The sequence below is a fragment of the Natronococcus pandeyae genome (assembly GCF_008122205.1).
GTDB classification, from domain to species: Archaea; Halobacteriota; Halobacteria; order Halobacteriales; family Natrialbaceae; genus Natronococcus; species Natronococcus pandeyae.
In genome coordinates, this window is the sequence record NZ_PHNJ01000003.1 from 30,008 (window position 1) to 44,337 (window position 14,330).

The 14,330-nt window shown below is 64.7% G+C and carries 9 protein-coding genes; 3 read left to right on the forward strand and 6 right to left on the reverse strand.

All coding sequences use genetic code 11. The annotated features are described in order from the left end of the window. Positions 1 to 72: 72 nt before the first annotated feature. Both CV102_RS06840 and CV102_RS06845 read right to left on the reverse strand, forming a co-directional pair. Complete coding sequence (locus CV102_RS06840; RefSeq protein ID WP_148857153.1) at positions 73 to 3,279, reverse strand: FAD-binding and (Fe-S)-binding domain-containing protein; 3,207 nt, start codon at positions 3,277 to 3,279, stop codon at positions 73 to 75. A gap of 9 nt (positions 3,280 to 3,288) precedes the next feature. Next, the gene (locus CV102_RS06845; RefSeq protein WP_148857154.1) at positions 3,289 to 4,266 is read right to left on the reverse strand and encodes an NAD(P)-dependent oxidoreductase; all 978 of its coding nucleotides are present in this window, start codon (positions 4,264 to 4,266) and stop codon (positions 3,289 to 3,291) included. A 150-nt stretch (positions 4,267 to 4,416) separates the two neighbouring features. Between CV102_RS06845 and CV102_RS06850 the strand changes: the two genes are divergently transcribed. Continuing rightward, positions 4,417 to 5,757: an amidohydrolase gene (locus CV102_RS06850; protein WP_148857155.1), complete on the forward strand. Its 1,341-nt coding sequence runs from the start codon at positions 4,417 to 4,419 to the stop codon at positions 5,755 to 5,757. Then, positions 5,754 to 6,992 carry a threonine ammonia-lyase gene (locus CV102_RS06855; protein ID WP_148857156.1) on the forward strand — a complete coding sequence of 413 codons (1,239 nt, stop codon included), beginning with the start codon at positions 5,754 to 5,756 and terminating at the stop codon, positions 6,990 to 6,992. Before CV102_RS06850 ends, CV102_RS06855 begins: the two co-directional genes overlap by 4 nt. Positions 6,993 to 7,443: 451 nt before the next feature. Here the strand turns inward: CV102_RS06855 and CV102_RS06860 are convergent, their stop codons facing one another. From CV102_RS06860 to CV102_RS06875, 4 genes are all read right to left on the reverse strand, one after another. Further along, complete coding sequence (locus CV102_RS06860; protein ID WP_148857157.1) at positions 7,444 to 8,805, reverse strand: aminotransferase class III-fold pyridoxal phosphate-dependent enzyme; 1,362 nt, start codon at positions 8,803 to 8,805, stop codon at positions 7,444 to 7,446. Between the two features lie 375 nt (positions 8,806 to 9,180). Continuing rightward, positions 9,181 to 10,809 carry a BCCT family transporter gene (locus tag CV102_RS06865; RefSeq protein ID WP_148857158.1) on the reverse strand — a complete coding sequence of 543 codons (1,629 nt, stop codon included), beginning with the start codon at positions 10,807 to 10,809 and terminating at the stop codon, positions 9,181 to 9,183. Between the two features lie 402 nt (positions 10,810 to 11,211). After that, positions 11,212 to 11,859: a hypothetical protein gene (locus CV102_RS06870; protein WP_148857159.1), complete on the reverse strand. Its 648-nt coding sequence runs from the start codon at positions 11,857 to 11,859 to the stop codon at positions 11,212 to 11,214. Positions 11,860 to 12,125: 266 nt separating this feature from the next. Then, a complete protein-coding gene (locus tag CV102_RS06875; protein ID WP_148857160.1) occupies positions 12,126 to 13,421 on the reverse strand; it encodes an amidohydrolase in 1,296 nt (431 codons plus the stop codon). 532 nt (positions 13,422 to 13,953) lie between these two features. Between CV102_RS06875 and CV102_RS06885 the strand changes: the two genes are divergently transcribed. Beyond that, entirely contained in the window at positions 13,954 to 14,286 is a 333-nt protein-coding gene (locus CV102_RS06885; protein WP_148857161.1) for a DUF7344 domain-containing protein, read from the forward strand. Positions 14,287 to 14,330 lie beyond the last annotated feature (44 nt).

The window sequence follows — 14,330 nt, forward strand, 5'->3', positions numbered from 1 at the left end:
GAGTGGTGTCGTCGGCCGATTGAGAACGAACGGAAAGCGTCCCTCGCGGGAAACGGCTGGCGGGACCGACGTTCAGCGAGTGGGCTCGCTCGAGAGCGCGTCCGATAGCTTCTCGATCGGGTGAGGCGGCTCCTCGCAGCCGTCGTACCCCGACAGCTGGCTCCGGCAGGACGCGCCGGGGGCGACGACCGTCTCGCCGTCGCTTTCCTCGACCTGCTCGAAGAGAACCTCGCCGATCCGCTGGCTGAGCGAGTAGTGCTCGGCCTCGTAGCCGAACGAGCCAGCCATGCCACAACAGCCCGAATCGAGCGCGTCGACCTCGTAGCCGACGGTCTCGAGGACCGTCGCCGCGTGGCCGTCCTTCTTCGTCGCCTTCTGGTGACAGTGGCCGTGGTAGGTCAGCCGCTCCCCGGGGTCGGCGGTGGGGAGCCCGGCGGCCAGATCGAATCGCTCTACGTACTCCATGACGCCGTAGGTGCTCGAAGCGACCGCCTCGACGTCGACGCCGGAGCACAGGTCGAGGTAGTCGGACTGGAACATGACGGCGTCCGAGGGCTCGACGAGGACGACGTCCCAGCCGTCCTCGACGAACGGCGCGAGGGCGTCGACGTTCGTTCGGGCCCGCTCGCGGGAGAGGTCGAGGAAGCCCTTGGAGTGGGCCGGTCGGCCAGTCGAGGTCACCTGGTCGGGGATCCGGACGTGGACGCCCGCCGTCTCGAGGACCTGGACCGTCGCTTTCCCGGCTCTCGGATGGTTGTAGTTCGTGTACGTGTCAGGGAAGAGCAGGACCTTCCGGTCGGCCTCCTCGAGCGGAACGCGGGAGCCGCGCGCTTCGAACCACTCCTCGAGCGATTCGCCGGCGAAGGTCGGAAGGTCGCGTTCGCGGGCGATTCCGAGCGTCTTCTCCGCGACGAGCCCGGATCCGGGCAGCGACGCGGCCCAGTTCGAGAGGGGTGCGAGCGCGGAGCCGACGGCGTTCAGCCGGTCGACGTTCGCGAACAGCTTGTCGCGGAGACTCGAGCCGTTCTCCTGATGGTTCGCGTGCTCCACTTCGGCCTTGAGCTTCGCCATATCGACCTCGCTCGGACAGTCCCGGGCGCAGCCCTTGCAGCCGATACAGAGGTCCATGATCTCGGCGAGGAACTCCGCGTCGGTCGCGTCGACGTCGAGTTCGCCGCTCATCGCTCCACGGAGCATGTTGGCCCGGCCGCGGGTGCTCAGACTCTCCTCCTCGGCCGCGCGGTAGGTCGGACACATGACGCCGCCGGTCGTCTCCTGGTCGCTCCGGCAGCCGCCACAGCCGTGACAGAGTTCGGCCATCCCCTGGAAGCCGTTCTCGTTCTCCCAGTTCAGGGCGGGTTCGAACCCCGCCTCGAACTCGTAGTCGGGGTCGAACCGCAGGTTGGCGGTCATATCGTGGTCGCCACAGACGTTCCCCGGATTAAGCAGCCAGTCGGGATCGAACGCCGTCTTCAGGTCGCGAAAGAGCTCCCAGACGTCGTCGCCGTAGAGCTTGTGGTTCCACTGGGTGCGCGCGCGGCCGTCGCCGTGTTCGCCCGAGACGCTCCCGCCGTACTCGACAACGAGGTCCGTGACGGCGTCCGAAATAGCCTCGAACTCCTCGAGTCCGGCCTCGCTCTTGGTGTCGACCAGCGGCCGCATGTGCATACAGCCGGGGCCGGCGTGGGCGTAGAAGCTCGCGAACGTGTCGTGCTCCTCGAGCACCGCCTGGAAGTCGGCGACGTAGTCCGCGAGGTTCTCGGTCGGGACCGCCGTGTCCTCGATGAACGAGATGTGCTTCGCGTCGGAGGTCCGCGAGAGCAGGATCGGCGCCGCGCTCTTGCGGAGCTTCCAGAGTTCGGCGATGCCGTCGGGGTCGTGGGCCTCGAGGGCGTCGAAGGCGCGGACGGGGTCGGTCTCGGACGCGGTCACGTTGCCCTCGGCGTCCGCCTCGGCGTCGTCCGCCGTGGGATCCGGGACGGTCTCGTCGGGCAGCCGATCGGCCAGCAGCTCCGCGACCTGCTCGCGGCCGTGGTCGTCGTCCTCGGCGTAGAACTCGACGAGCAGCGCCGTCTCGGTACCCGCGGGGAGTCGCTCGACCAGGTCGGCGAACTCTTCGGTTCGCTCGGCCAGGTCGATCAGCACGTCGTCGATCGCCTCGATCGCCGCGGGATCGTGGCTCCGGACGATGGTGTCGACGTCGGCCATCGCCTCGAGCAGGTCGTGGTAGGTCAGCAGGGCGACGGACGTCGTCTCGGGGACGGTCTCGAGCGAGACGATCGCCTGCGTGATCACACCGAGGGTTCCCTCGCTGCCGGCGAAGACGCGGGCGAGGTTGATCGTCGCCTCGGGGTCGGATTCAGCGTCGTCGTCGATCACGGCCGAGTCGCCCGCGGTCTCGTCGAAGGCGTCGGGTTTCCCGTAGGCTTCCGCGACGAGTCGATCGAGGTTGTATCCCGACACGTTGCGCTTCAGTTGCGGGAAGACGTCCCGGATCGAGTCGGCTTCGTCGTCGATCACGCGACGCAGGGCCTCGTAGATCCGCCCGAGCAGGTCGCCGTCGGGTTCGGCCCGATCGCGCAGTTCGGCCATCGTTATCTCGCCGAAGCGCTCGATAGAGCCGTCGGCGAGGACGACCTCGCAGGCGTCGACGTAGGCGTCGGTCTTGCCGTACTGCAGCGAGTGGGCGCCGGTCGAGTTGTTGCCGATGGCGCCGCCGACCGTGCTCCGATTTCCCGCCGCAGGGTCAGGCGCGAACTTCAGATCGGAGGGCGCGAGCGCGTCGTTGAGGTCGGCGAGGACGGCTCCCGCCTGGACGGTCGCCCGTCGCTCGTCGGGGTCGATCTCGAGCACCTCGCCCATGTGCGCCGTGAAATCGAGGACGACGGCCTCGTTGACCGCCTGCCCTGCAAGACTCGTCCCGCCGCCCCGTGGGAGCACCGGGATCCCGTTCTCGGCGCAGTACGCGACGACGCTCGCCACGTCGTCCGTCGAACGCGGGAGGACGACGCCGATGGGCGTCATCTCGTAAGCGCTCGCGTCGGTCGCGTACAGCCGGCGGCTGTACTCGTCGAACCGGACCTCGCCGTCGATTCGCTCCTGGAGGTCCGCGACGAGTGCGGGACGGTCGACGTCGCCGCCGACGTAGTCGTAGTCCGCCCGCGGGTCCGCTGCGGGATCGTCCGCCCGCGGATCGTCCGGCGGCCCAAGATCGGTTTCGTCCGGCGTGGACGTCTGGTCGCTGTGGTCGGTCGTGGAAGGCGAGTTGTCGGTGGCCATCGTCACTCGTCAGTTCGACTCCGGCCGGTAGACGGCGTTCTCGAGGTCACCGTGCCCATCCTCCTCGAGCACACCGACGTTGTGCGCGACGATGTCGGCCAGTCGGTCCCAGTGTTTCGGCGTGTGGCCGCCGGTGTGGGGTGTGATGAGGCAGTTCTCGAGGTCCCAGAGTTCGTGATCGTTCGGCAGCGGTTCGGGGTCGGTGACGTCGAGTGCGGCGCCGCGGATCCCGCTGAACTGCAGCGCCGAGACGAGCGCGTCGGTGTCGACGATCCCGCCGCGAGCGGCGTTGACGATCACCGCGTTCGGCGGGAGCGTCGCCAGCGCGTCCTCGTCGACGAGGTTGCGAGTCAGGTCGTTGAGCGGACAGGCGAGAACGACGTACTCGCTTCGCGAAAAGGCCTCGTGGATGTCCGCTTCCTCGAAACTCAGCACCTCGTCGGTCGGGCCGCCCTTCGAGGGCGTGTAGCGGATGCCGATCGTCTCGACGTCGAACCCCTCGAGACGCTGGACGATCTCCTGGCCGATGGAGCCGAGGCCGACGATCGTGACGGTGCTGTCCGTAAACTCGTGGGACTGGAAGTGACGCCACTCGCCGTTCGACTTGCGCCGCCAGCCCTCGTGGAGATTTCGCGCGAAGACGAGCATGTTGGCGATCGACTGCTCGGCGATACCGGGAGCGTGGATACCGCCTGCGTTGGTGACGGTAACGCCGTGATCTGCCAGCGCGTCCATCGGGACGTGGTCGGTGCCGGCGAACGTACACGCGAACAGTTCGAGACGGTCGGCGTCCTCGAGCAGGTCCTCCTCGATCGTGATGCCCGTCACGATCCGCGCCTGCGGGACGAGTTCGCGCTCCTCTTCCGGCGTCCGCGCGAGCGCGACGGTGTGCTCGGGGAGCCGCTTGCGCAGCGTTTCGGCGTACGATTCCATCGACAGCCCTTCCGTTCCCTCTCTCAGAACGACGACGTCTGGATTCGTGCTCATGTAGGTGACTCCTGCGTTGCAGTGACGGATCTCCGCCGCTGCGACGCAACTATACCCTACGGTTGTCATCCTCTCTCTTATCCTTTTTGTGTAGTCGGCGTCAACACTGATTGTGTATAATTAAGTCCGTGGGGAACGTCAGTGACTGTCATGAACGAGCCGATACGGGACCGCCTCGTGTCCCTCCGCCGCAGTTTGCACCGCCATCCCGAGCCAGCCTGGCGCGAGTTTTACACGACCGCACGCCTCGTCGAAGAGATCCGAGCCATCGGCGTCGACGAGTTAGCCGTCGGCCCGGACGCCTACGATCCCGCCGACCGGATGGCCGTCCCCGAGGTCCGTCGACTCGCATCGTGGGATCGATGGGCACGCGACCGCGGTGCCGACCCCGACCTGCTCGACCGGATGGCCGGCGGCAACACCGGCGCGGTCGCCGTCCTCGAGCGCGGCGAGGGGCCTGCAATCGGGCTGCGGGTCGACATCGACGCGCTGTTTATCGAGGAGTCGCTCGACGAGGACCACGCTCCGGTCAGCGAGGGCTTTCGCTCGGAGATCGACGGCACGATGCACGCCTGCGGGCACGACGTCCACATGACCTGGGGGCTGGCCGTCCTCGAGGCGATCAAGGAGAGCGACTTCTCGGGCCGACTCGTCGTCTTCTTCCAGCCCGCCGAGGAGACCAGCGGCGGCGGCTGTCCGATGGCGAAAAGCGAGTTCGCGGACGATCTGGACTACCTGCTCGCCGCCCACGTCGGTCTCGACCACCCGACCGGCGAAGTCGTGGCGGGAATCGAAAAACCGCTCGCGATGTGTCACGTCGACGCGACGATTCACGGCACCTCCGCACACGCCGGCAAGGCGCCCAACGAGGGCGACAACGCGATGCACGCGATGGGGACGGCTATCGAGAACGCCTACGGCATCCCGCGTCACAGCGACGGGATGACCCGCGTGAACATCGGCTACGCCGAGGCTGGCTCCGCGAGCAACGTCATCGCCGAGGAGGCCCACATGGAGGCCGAAGCCCGCGGCGAGACCAACGAACTGATGGCGTACATGAAGGAGAAATTCGAGCGAACGGTCAAGTCGGCGGCGACGATGCACGGCTGTCGCGCCGACGTCGAGGTCGTCAGCGAGTCGCCCCGAGCCGACAGCGATCCCGAGTTGCAGGCGCTCGTCAGCGAGGCCGCGAGCGGCGTCCCCGGGATCGATCACGTGCTTCCAGCCGCCGATTTCGGTGCGAGCGAGGACGCCACGTTCCTGATGGAGCGCGTCCAGCAGGACGGCGGGTTGGCGACGTACGTGATCGTCGGCACCGATCACCCCACCAGCCACCACACGCCGACGTTCGACGTCGACGAGGACAGTCTCGAGCACGGCGTCGACGTCCTCGTCGAGACGATCCGGGAACTCGAGCGCCGGCATCCGGTTCCACACGTCGACGAGGGGACGGACGTGGGAGACGTCGCGGACCCGGAGGGCAGTGAATGAGCAGTCGACTCGTCACCCGCGAGGAGTGTGAGGACGCACGCGAGCGAATCGAGGACGTCGTCCACCGGACGCCGCTCGATACCTCGCAAACCTTCGCCGAGATGAGCGGCGCGGCCTCCGTCGGTCTCAAACTCGAGAACGTCCAGCGAACGGGCTCGTTCAAGATCCGCGGGGCGTACAACACGATGGCCCAGCTATCCGACGAGGAGCGCGAGGTGGGTGTCATCTCCTCGAGCGCGGGCAACCACGCCCAGGGCGTCGCGCTGGCCGGCCAACTGCTCGACATCGAGACGACGATCGTCGTGCCCGAGGTCACGCCGGCCGCAAAGATCGAGGCCACCCGCGGCTACGGCGCCGAGGTCGTCGTCGAGGGCGACATCTACGAACGGTCCTACGAGTACGCCGTAGAGCGCGCCGAGGAGACCGGCGAGACGTTCGTCCACCCCTTCGACGACGAGGCGATCATCGCCGGCCAGGGGACGATCGGCCTCGAGTTGCTCGAGCAGTACCCGGAGATCGACACCGTCCTCGTCGCGATCGGCGGCGGCGGGCTCATCTCGGGTATCGGAACGGTGCTCGAGGCCCACGATCCGGATATTCGAGTCGTCGGGGTCCAGCCGGAGGGCGCCTCCCACGCGAAACCGTCGCTCGAGGGCGACGCGATCCACGAACTCGAGGACGTGGACACCGTCGCGGAGGGGATCGCGGACACGCGACTGCTCGAGACTACGTTCGCGAACGCCCGCGAGGTCGTCGACGACGTGGTGAGCGTCAGCGACCGCGAGATCGCGGCTGCCGTGACGTTGCTCGCCGAGCGTGCGAAGACCGTCGTGGAGAGCGCGGGGGCTGCGCCGCTGGCTGCCGCCATTTCCGAGGGCGCGGATCTGGACCTCGAGGACGAGCACGTCGGCGTCGTGATCTCGGGCGGGAACGTCAACCTCACCGAGCACGCCGAACTGAGCCGGACAGGGCTCCACGAACTCGAGCGCTACGTCGAGGCCAGGCTGGCCGTCGCGGGCTGGCCGACGACCGTCGGCAGCGTGGTGGAGACCGTCGAGTCGGAGGGTGCGGAACTGGACGTCCTCGAGCGTGCGCGCCGGGGCTCCGTCGACGAGCCGAATCGGGTTCCCGTGACCGTGGGGCTCGAGGGGAGCGGAAAAGAGCATTTGAAGGGCGTGCTCGAGTCGCTATCCGATCTCGAGGGCGTTTCGGTGGTCGAGCGCTCGCTCGAGTAGTCACCTCGAGAGCTGCTGGCGCGCTGAACCGCGACTTCGTCGCGGTTCGATTAGCGCGAGGTCTTCGTGAACGAAGTGAGCGAAGGCCTGGAAGACGCTCCGCGTCTTCCTTTGGATGAGTGAGCGAGCGAAGAGAGCGAACGAATCGGCTGGGGTGGGTGTGGAAATCCATAGTTGCCAGTATGAACAGAACGGAGAGTACACGACTCGCAAATCACGACCACTGGGGATTGCCTCGTCCTCCCCAGCCGATTCGCTTACTCACTGCGTTCGTTCGCTCATCCCTCACGCGGCTTCGTCCCGCGATTCACTCGTCGCTCATCGCGGTCCAGCGCGCGCCACCGCACGTGGATGGCTTCGCGCTGTACGATCTGCACGGGATGACCTGCTCTGTACGAGCCGCGCGATACGATCGTCGAAGCGAAAACCGAGTTGCGAATACAAAAACTGATTACGCAACTTTCGTGCTCGGAGCGACCGCCTCGATCGCCTCGAGGAAGATCCCGATCCCCAACTCGATCTCGCGCTCGCTCGAGTCCAGCGGCGGCAGCAGCCGGATCGTCTTCTTGCCACAGCCCAGCGTGAGCAGTCCCCGCTTCAACGATTCCTCGACGACGGCGGCACGACGCTCCGGCGTGTCGAACTCGACGGCGAGCATCAGGCCTTTCCCGCGCACGTCGACGACGTGATCGGGCGAGTCGTCGCGAAGCAGTTCTTTGGCCTGCTCGCCACGTCGAGTGGCGTTCTCGAGCAGGTCGTGTTCCTGGATGGCCTCGAGGGTGAACGCGCCCATCATCGAGCCGAGGAGGTCGCCGCCGCCGAAGGTGGAGCCGAGCCGGTTCTTCTCCGTCGGGAAGAGCTCCGAACGCGAGATAGTCGCGCCGACGCGCAGCGCCTTCGCGCTGGCGATGACGTCGGGTTCGATCGGGTAGTGATCCGAGGCCCAGATCTCGCCGGTGCGCCCGACGCCGGACTGAATCTCGTCGACCACGAGCGGGATGTCGTACTCGTCGGTGACGTCCGCGACCTCCTGCATGAACGCCTCGCTGGGGAAACGGTAGCCGCCGACGCCCTGGATCGGCTCGAGGGTGAGAAACGCGATCTCGTCGGGGTTGATATGCCCGCCCTCCGGCGAGAGGGAGTTGCGCAGTTGTGAGCCGGCACCGGTGAAGAAGCCACAGTCACAGGTGCTCGCATCGCAGCCGCGGTCGGCACAGAACGGCACCGTCTCGATCCCGCTGATCTCGGGGTAGTGACGCGTGTACACCTCCTTGGACTTGGTGATCGAGAGCGTCCCGAACGTGCGGCCGTGGAAGCTCCCGCCGAAGGCGACGCCGTATTTCGACGGCGCGCGATAGTCGTGGCTGATCTTCATCGCGTTCTCCATGGCCTCCGCACCGGAGTTCGAGAGGAAGACGGTGTCCATCCCGTACTGGCTCGAGACCTCGGTGAGTTTCTCCATCAGGTGACTCGAGCCCGGCACGTCCGACTCCTCGGGGGTCGGACCGGCGCCGAAGTACATGTCCTGGCCGGCGATCTTCATCGGTTCGACGAGGTCGAACTCCCGGAGTTTCCCGAGGACCTTCTCGTTGTTGTAGCCGATCGGCGCCGCGCCGATGTGACAGGTGAAATCCAGCAGGACGTTCCCGTCGACGTCCGTAACGAACGGTCCGTCCGCCTCCTGGGTGATGTCCCAGACGAACTCGTGGGAGTACTCGCTGGGGGCCGAGTAGCTCTGGTGAAACTCCACCCACTTCTGGGCGTTCGGACCGGGAAGCGCGTCCGCGTCGGGTTCCGCGGTGTCCCTATTCATACACAGTTAATGTGTACCACATACATTAAAACTTGTTATAGATCGGGTGAGGGTCGGGAACACGCCCCACAGTGGCCGGAGCGCAACGACCGACAGAGATCCCCTCGAGAGCGGGCCAGTGCCGGCTGATCGGGGCAGCACTCGGCGAGTGAGAACGGGAAAGCGGAAGAACGGGAGAACGGAAGAGCCGAAGAACTGGAGAACGGGAAAACGGGGAAACAAAAAACGGGAGAGCGGGACGTGACCGGTTTCGAGAAGACGACGTCGGTCGCGAAGAGATACCGATCGTCGTTTCGTACGGACTGCTGTAAATCGTTGCCGGCGAAACCGCAGACACGTCGCGGCTCCGCCGGAAAATCGTCACAGCAGACCGTCTCAGTCGTCGTCCTCGCTGGTCTGGGCTGTCCCGCTGATCGACGACGGTTCGTCGCTCGAGCCGATGATCACGGTCTCGTCCTGGAGCAACGTCCGCCCGTGGTTCGCACTGAAGTGTTTGATCAGTCCGAGCATCGCGAGGAAGCAGACGAACGCGAACGGGCCGCCGGTGATGATCGCTGCAGACTGCAGGGCGTCGACGCCACCGAGGATCATGAGGATCGCGGCGGTCATCCCGAGGACCACGCCCCAGAAGATCCGGTTGATGTTCGACGGTTTCGCCTTGCCGCCGGTGGTCATCATCGACACCGCGAGCGTCGAGGAGTCCGCCGACGTGATGAAGAACGTCGTCACGAGCAGCATGAACGCGAGCATGAACACGGTGCCGATCGGGAACGCGTCGAACATGATGAAGCCGGTGGCTTCCGCGCCGACTTCGAACGCCATGACCTCGCTGAAGTTAGCGATATTGTTGTGTTGCATCCAGACGGCCGTTCCGCCGAGCGAGACAAACCACGGAATCGTCGCTGCCGAGGTCGCGACGATGCCGGTAAAGGCGACCTCGCGGACGCTTCGGCCGCGGGAAATCCGTGCGATGAACAGCCCCGCGAACGGAGACCACGAGAGCGCCCAGGCCCAGTAGAAGACAGTCCAGTCGTTCACCCACTGGGTCCCACCCTCGGTGCCGGCACCGGTAAAGAGGCTCATGGAAATGAAGTCGGTGATCATCCCGCCGATCGCCTGCGTTCCGAGCAGGACCAGGAATATCGTCGGACCGACGATGAAGGTCGCGATCAGAAGGATGAAGAAGAGAACCATGTTGAAGTTCGAGAGCCGCCGGATCCCCTTGTCGACCCCGAGCACCATCGAGATGGTAAACAGGAGCGTCATCGTCGTCACCACGAGGATAATTCCGGTGTTCCCCAGGTCGATCCCCCACTGGAAGTTGAGCCCGCTGACGAACTGGCTGCCGATGAATCCGAGCGAGGTTGCGACGCCGCCGATGGTCGCGAAGACGGCGAGGATGTCGATCGTCTTCGCGGCCGGGCCGTCCAGATTCTCCTTCCCGAGGATCGGCGTGAGCGCCGACGACACTCGCAGTGGAACGTTCTCGTAGTTGTACGCGAAGTAGCCGATCGCGATCCCCATGATCGTGAACACGGCCAGTTGGGGCAGGGCCCAGTGGAACAGCGTCTGCTGTACGGCGACGCTCATCGCCGCACCCGACTGGCTGCCGACGTCGAACAGCGGCGAGGGATTGTCGTAGTAGAACAGTGCCTCGGTCGGTCCCCAGAACACCACGCCCGCTGCGAACCCTGCGGAGTACAGCATCGCGAAGAACGACAGGAAGCTGTACTCCGGTGGATCGTCACCGAACCTGATCTTCCCCCACGGTCCCACGATCAGGAACAGCAAGAAGACGACGATCAGGAAGACGATCGCTAGCAACGCCCAGTTCAAGTACGCGAGCATCCCCTCGTTGAGCGTCGCGATCGTGTTCTCGACGGTGGTCGGACTGATGAAAAACATCGCGATCACGCCGACCGTGATCCCAGCACCGAAGAGGAAGACGATCGGATCGAGTTCCTCGAAGAACTGATCGAACATCCCCGCGTCGGACTCACTCATCTCATCTCACCCCTGAAACCGAGCTGCCACTGCGCAGTTCCCCCCGATTCCACCTACTGTATGCCGTGCTGAGCGATGGCATACCAATCTGGTTGCTGGTCTACATAATAAGTATTTTCTTTTCGTATCTGGCATAAACGGATTGTGTATATTCTCGGAAGGTTGTCACTCCGCTCCCAGAGCCGTTTGCGGTCGGGGATGCGGATTCGACGGCAACTCTCGTGAGCACGCTCTACACAGAGAAAAAGGCGCTACTCTTCGGGAGTGACCAATTGGGCCAGGATCCGCGGCGTGAGCCGGTTAGCACAGTCGAAATCGCACGGAGAATCCGAGATCGATACGCAGAGCCCGATCTGGACGGTACCGTTCGATCGGCAGTTGCAAAACTGGGCAGGCAAGCACTCAGTTCGTCAGTTCCTCGAGTTTCTGTTCGCGGGTTTCGGCGCTCTCGTTGACGCGTTTGGTGTACTCGTCGACGCGATCCTTGATCTTTTCGCGGGTCTCCTCGGGCGAGAACTCGTCGGACATCGTCAACAGTCGGACGAACGCCCGGAGTTCCTCGTCGGTAAGCTGAGCGAACTCCTCGTTGTCGAGTTTCTCGACGACTTCGTCGACGTCGATCTGGCCGACGGGGTCGACGTTGAACTCGACGTTGACCATCCGGTAGTTCGAACCGGCGAGTCGCTGTTCGGCCTTGCCGACGCCCTCGGAGAGCATATCCTTGAACGGGGTGTAGTAGCCCATCGTTCCGAGATGGAGGAAGGCGAGCGTGTCCGTAATCCCCTGGGTGTACGCGTCGCGGTCCTCGTCGTCGGGGTCGAAGACCGTGTTCCGATCTCGTTCCTCCATGTACTCGAAGAGGATACTGAAGTCGAGAACCGCGTTTCTGACCCGGCGTCGAATCCGGTTTCGCTTCTGTTTCTTCGAGTGGTCCGTGTAGTCGGTCTTTCGACCGAGCAAGAAATCGCGATCGGAGGGCGTGAGGATACCACGTGGCCGATCGGAGTCCGCTGCTGTCTGTAGTGACTCCGGCACGTCATCCTGACTCATACACAGAACACGGTTACCACTCGAATTAACCCTTCTGATCTAGCAGACGTGACAGCGTACGCACACTTCCTGCGTCACTGAACCCCCGATCTCGAGCGATCCGGTTCCTCTCGTCGTCCGTTTTCTGGCCTCTCTGTGTCAGTTTGCCGCGTAGCCTCGCTCCGAGAAGCGCGTTCGTGATACAGTTTTCGTGTACTGATGACGGCCGCAGTCGCCGAGTAGAAGTCAGTCAGTTGCCGTCGGTTACCGACCTGCGCCGTCGCGTTTCACCCCGGAGTGTCGCTCGGCCCGCGGGCGGAGAGTTCGGTCACGCTCTCGGCGAGCACGGCGACGCCGGTCTCGAGGCTCCCCTCGTCGACGTCGAACGTCGGCGTGTGGTGGTTCGTCGGGTGATCCGTCCCCAGGATGACGTACGTCGCGAGCCCGCCGCCGTCCTGGACGCGTTGCATCAGGTAGGTCGCGTCCTCGCTCACGCCGAGTTCTTCGGCGGGGACCACCGTGTCGATGCGCTGGTTCTCCCTCGCGACGTCGCTGACGAGCTCGCGGAGCGCGGGATCGCTGTCCGTTCGCGGCGACTCGCTGATCGTCCGGAGCGTCACGTCGCAGTCGTGCATCTCCGCCGCGGCGTACAGTACGCGCTCGAGTTCCGTTCGGATGTACTCCATCAGCGCCGTCGTCTCGCCGCGCACCTCTCCCTCGACGGTGATCTCCTCGGCGATGACGTTGCTCGCGGTCCCGCCCTCGACGCGACCGAAGTTCACGCGGGTCATCCCGTCGCTGTGACGCGGGATGCCGTAGGCGTTCTGGACCGCCGACGTCATCGCCTGCATCGCGTTCGCCCCCTCGTTGGGTGCCTTCCCCGCGTGGGCGCTCGCCCCCTCGAAGGTGGCCGTCACGTGCGCCATCGCGAGGGGTTTCTCGATGCCGGCGACGATCGTTCCCGACGGGTGGTTCAGCCCGATGTGGAGCGCGAACAAGTAGCCGACGTCGTCGAGGTATCCCCCTTCGGTCATCGCCTTGCCGCCGCCGGAGATCTCCTCGGCCGGCTGGAAGAACACCTTGAACGTTCCCGAAAAGTCGCTGTCTTTCACCGCCTCGAGAACCCCCAACCCGATCGTCGCGTGGGCGTCGTGCCCGCAGGCGTGCATGTACCCCTCGTGCTCGGAGCGAAATCCCTCGTCCGCCGGCCGGTGGCCCGCCTCGTCGGACTCCCGGAGCGAGATCCCGTCCAGATCCACCCGCAGACCGACCGTCGGCCCCTCCCCTTGCTCGAGGACGGCGACCGCACCGGTGTGGCCCTCCGCGGTTCGCTCGAGGATATCCGATCGCACCCCGGCCTCGCGGGCGCGCTCGAGCCAGGACTCGAGTTCGCGTTCCTCGGGAACGGCCATCCGCGCGTCGGTCTCGAGCGCCTCCCGGCCGACGGCGATCTCGTCGACGCCGATCCGCTCGAGTTCCTCGACGACGCGCGCCGTCGTTCGGAACTCCCGCCACCCCGGTTCCGGACATCGGTGGAGATCGCGCCGTATCTCCGAAAGCCTGTTTCGAACGTCGTGCACCATCGTCTGGAGCAGTAGGGAGTGGCCTCACTTAACGATAGTCAATAATCGTATTCGGTTTGTACACGACGACGGCTTCACGGGAGCGCTTCGAGGGATTCCCAGTACCAAGACACCACCGCTAGTAACAACTGAAACGGTTTCCACACCGATCGCGCTGTCCGCGGGTCTCGCTTGTATCGCTCCCGGGTCGTTCCTCCCCGTTCACGTTCCGCGGTTCTCACTCACTTCGTTCGCTCACGGTTCGTTCCTCTCCGTTCGTTTCGCGGTTCTCACTCACTTCGTTCGTTCCGAACCGCGTACGTTCCGAACCCCGCTCACTCCGAACCGCGCTCCCATCGTGCGATCGGGTGTGCACTGACGTTCAGTGGCTACTATCATCCACGGCACCCTACGAGACTACCCCGACTCTCGAAAACCAGGAGCGACGACCGAGAAAGCGGGTAGTGCTGGAGAGTGATTAGGATCCTGAAGAGACTGGTTTCGGCGGAATCACAGCGACAAAGTCTAAGCCCGTTCTGAACGGACGTACTCCATGGTAACAGTAGGCACTGTATTTGAATTGCTCGAGGAGAAACGCCGGCGATACGTCTTGTACTATCTTTACGAACGGGACGGGCCTGTAGGCGTCGAAGAACTCGTCAAAACGGTCGACGAATGGGAAGACGAGCCGCCACCGCAGAATCGTTCACTGGATCGCTTCGAGGAGATCGCCCTCGAGTTGAAACACACGCACCTTCCGAAATCTGCGGAGGTCGAATTCGTCCAGTACGACCCGGACCAGAACATCGTTCAGATCCAGGGTTCGCCACACGAGTTCGATACGTTCGTCACCGTCGCGAGACTGGTCGAGAAGCCAGAAGAGTGAACACGGCCACGGTGGGTCTCCGCCGAAGTAGCCAGTCACACCCG

Bases quoted from the DNA above. Each gene is read 5' to 3' on its own strand.
- CV102_RS06840 (WP_148857153.1), bottom strand. From the start codon at position 3,279: ATGGCCACCGACAACTCGCCTTCCACGACCGACCACAGCGACCAGACG.
- CV102_RS06845 (WP_148857154.1), bottom strand. From the start codon at position 4,266: ATGAGCACGAATCCAGACGTCGTCGTTCTGAGAGAGGGAACGGAAGGG.
- CV102_RS06850 (WP_148857155.1), top strand. From the start codon at position 4,417: ATGAACGAGCCGATACGGGACCGCCTCGTGTCCCTCCGCCGCAGTTTG.
- CV102_RS06855 (WP_148857156.1), top strand. From the start codon at position 5,754: ATGAGCAGTCGACTCGTCACCCGCGAGGAGTGTGAGGACGCACGCGAG.
- CV102_RS06860 (WP_148857157.1), bottom strand. From the start codon at position 8,805: ATGAATAGGGACACCGCGGAACCCGACGCGGACGCGCTTCCCGGTCCG.
- CV102_RS06865 (WP_148857158.1), bottom strand. From the start codon at position 10,809: ATGAGTGAGTCCGACGCGGGGATGTTCGATCAGTTCTTCGAGGAACTC.
- CV102_RS06870 (WP_148857159.1), bottom strand. From the start codon at position 11,859: ATGAGTCAGGATGACGTGCCGGAGTCACTACAGACAGCAGCGGACTCC.
- CV102_RS06875 (WP_148857160.1), bottom strand. From the start codon at position 13,421: ATGGTGCACGACGTTCGAAACAGGCTTTCGGAGATACGGCGCGATCTC.
- CV102_RS06885 (WP_148857161.1), top strand. From the start codon at position 13,954: ATGGTAACAGTAGGCACTGTATTTGAATTGCTCGAGGAGAAACGCCGG.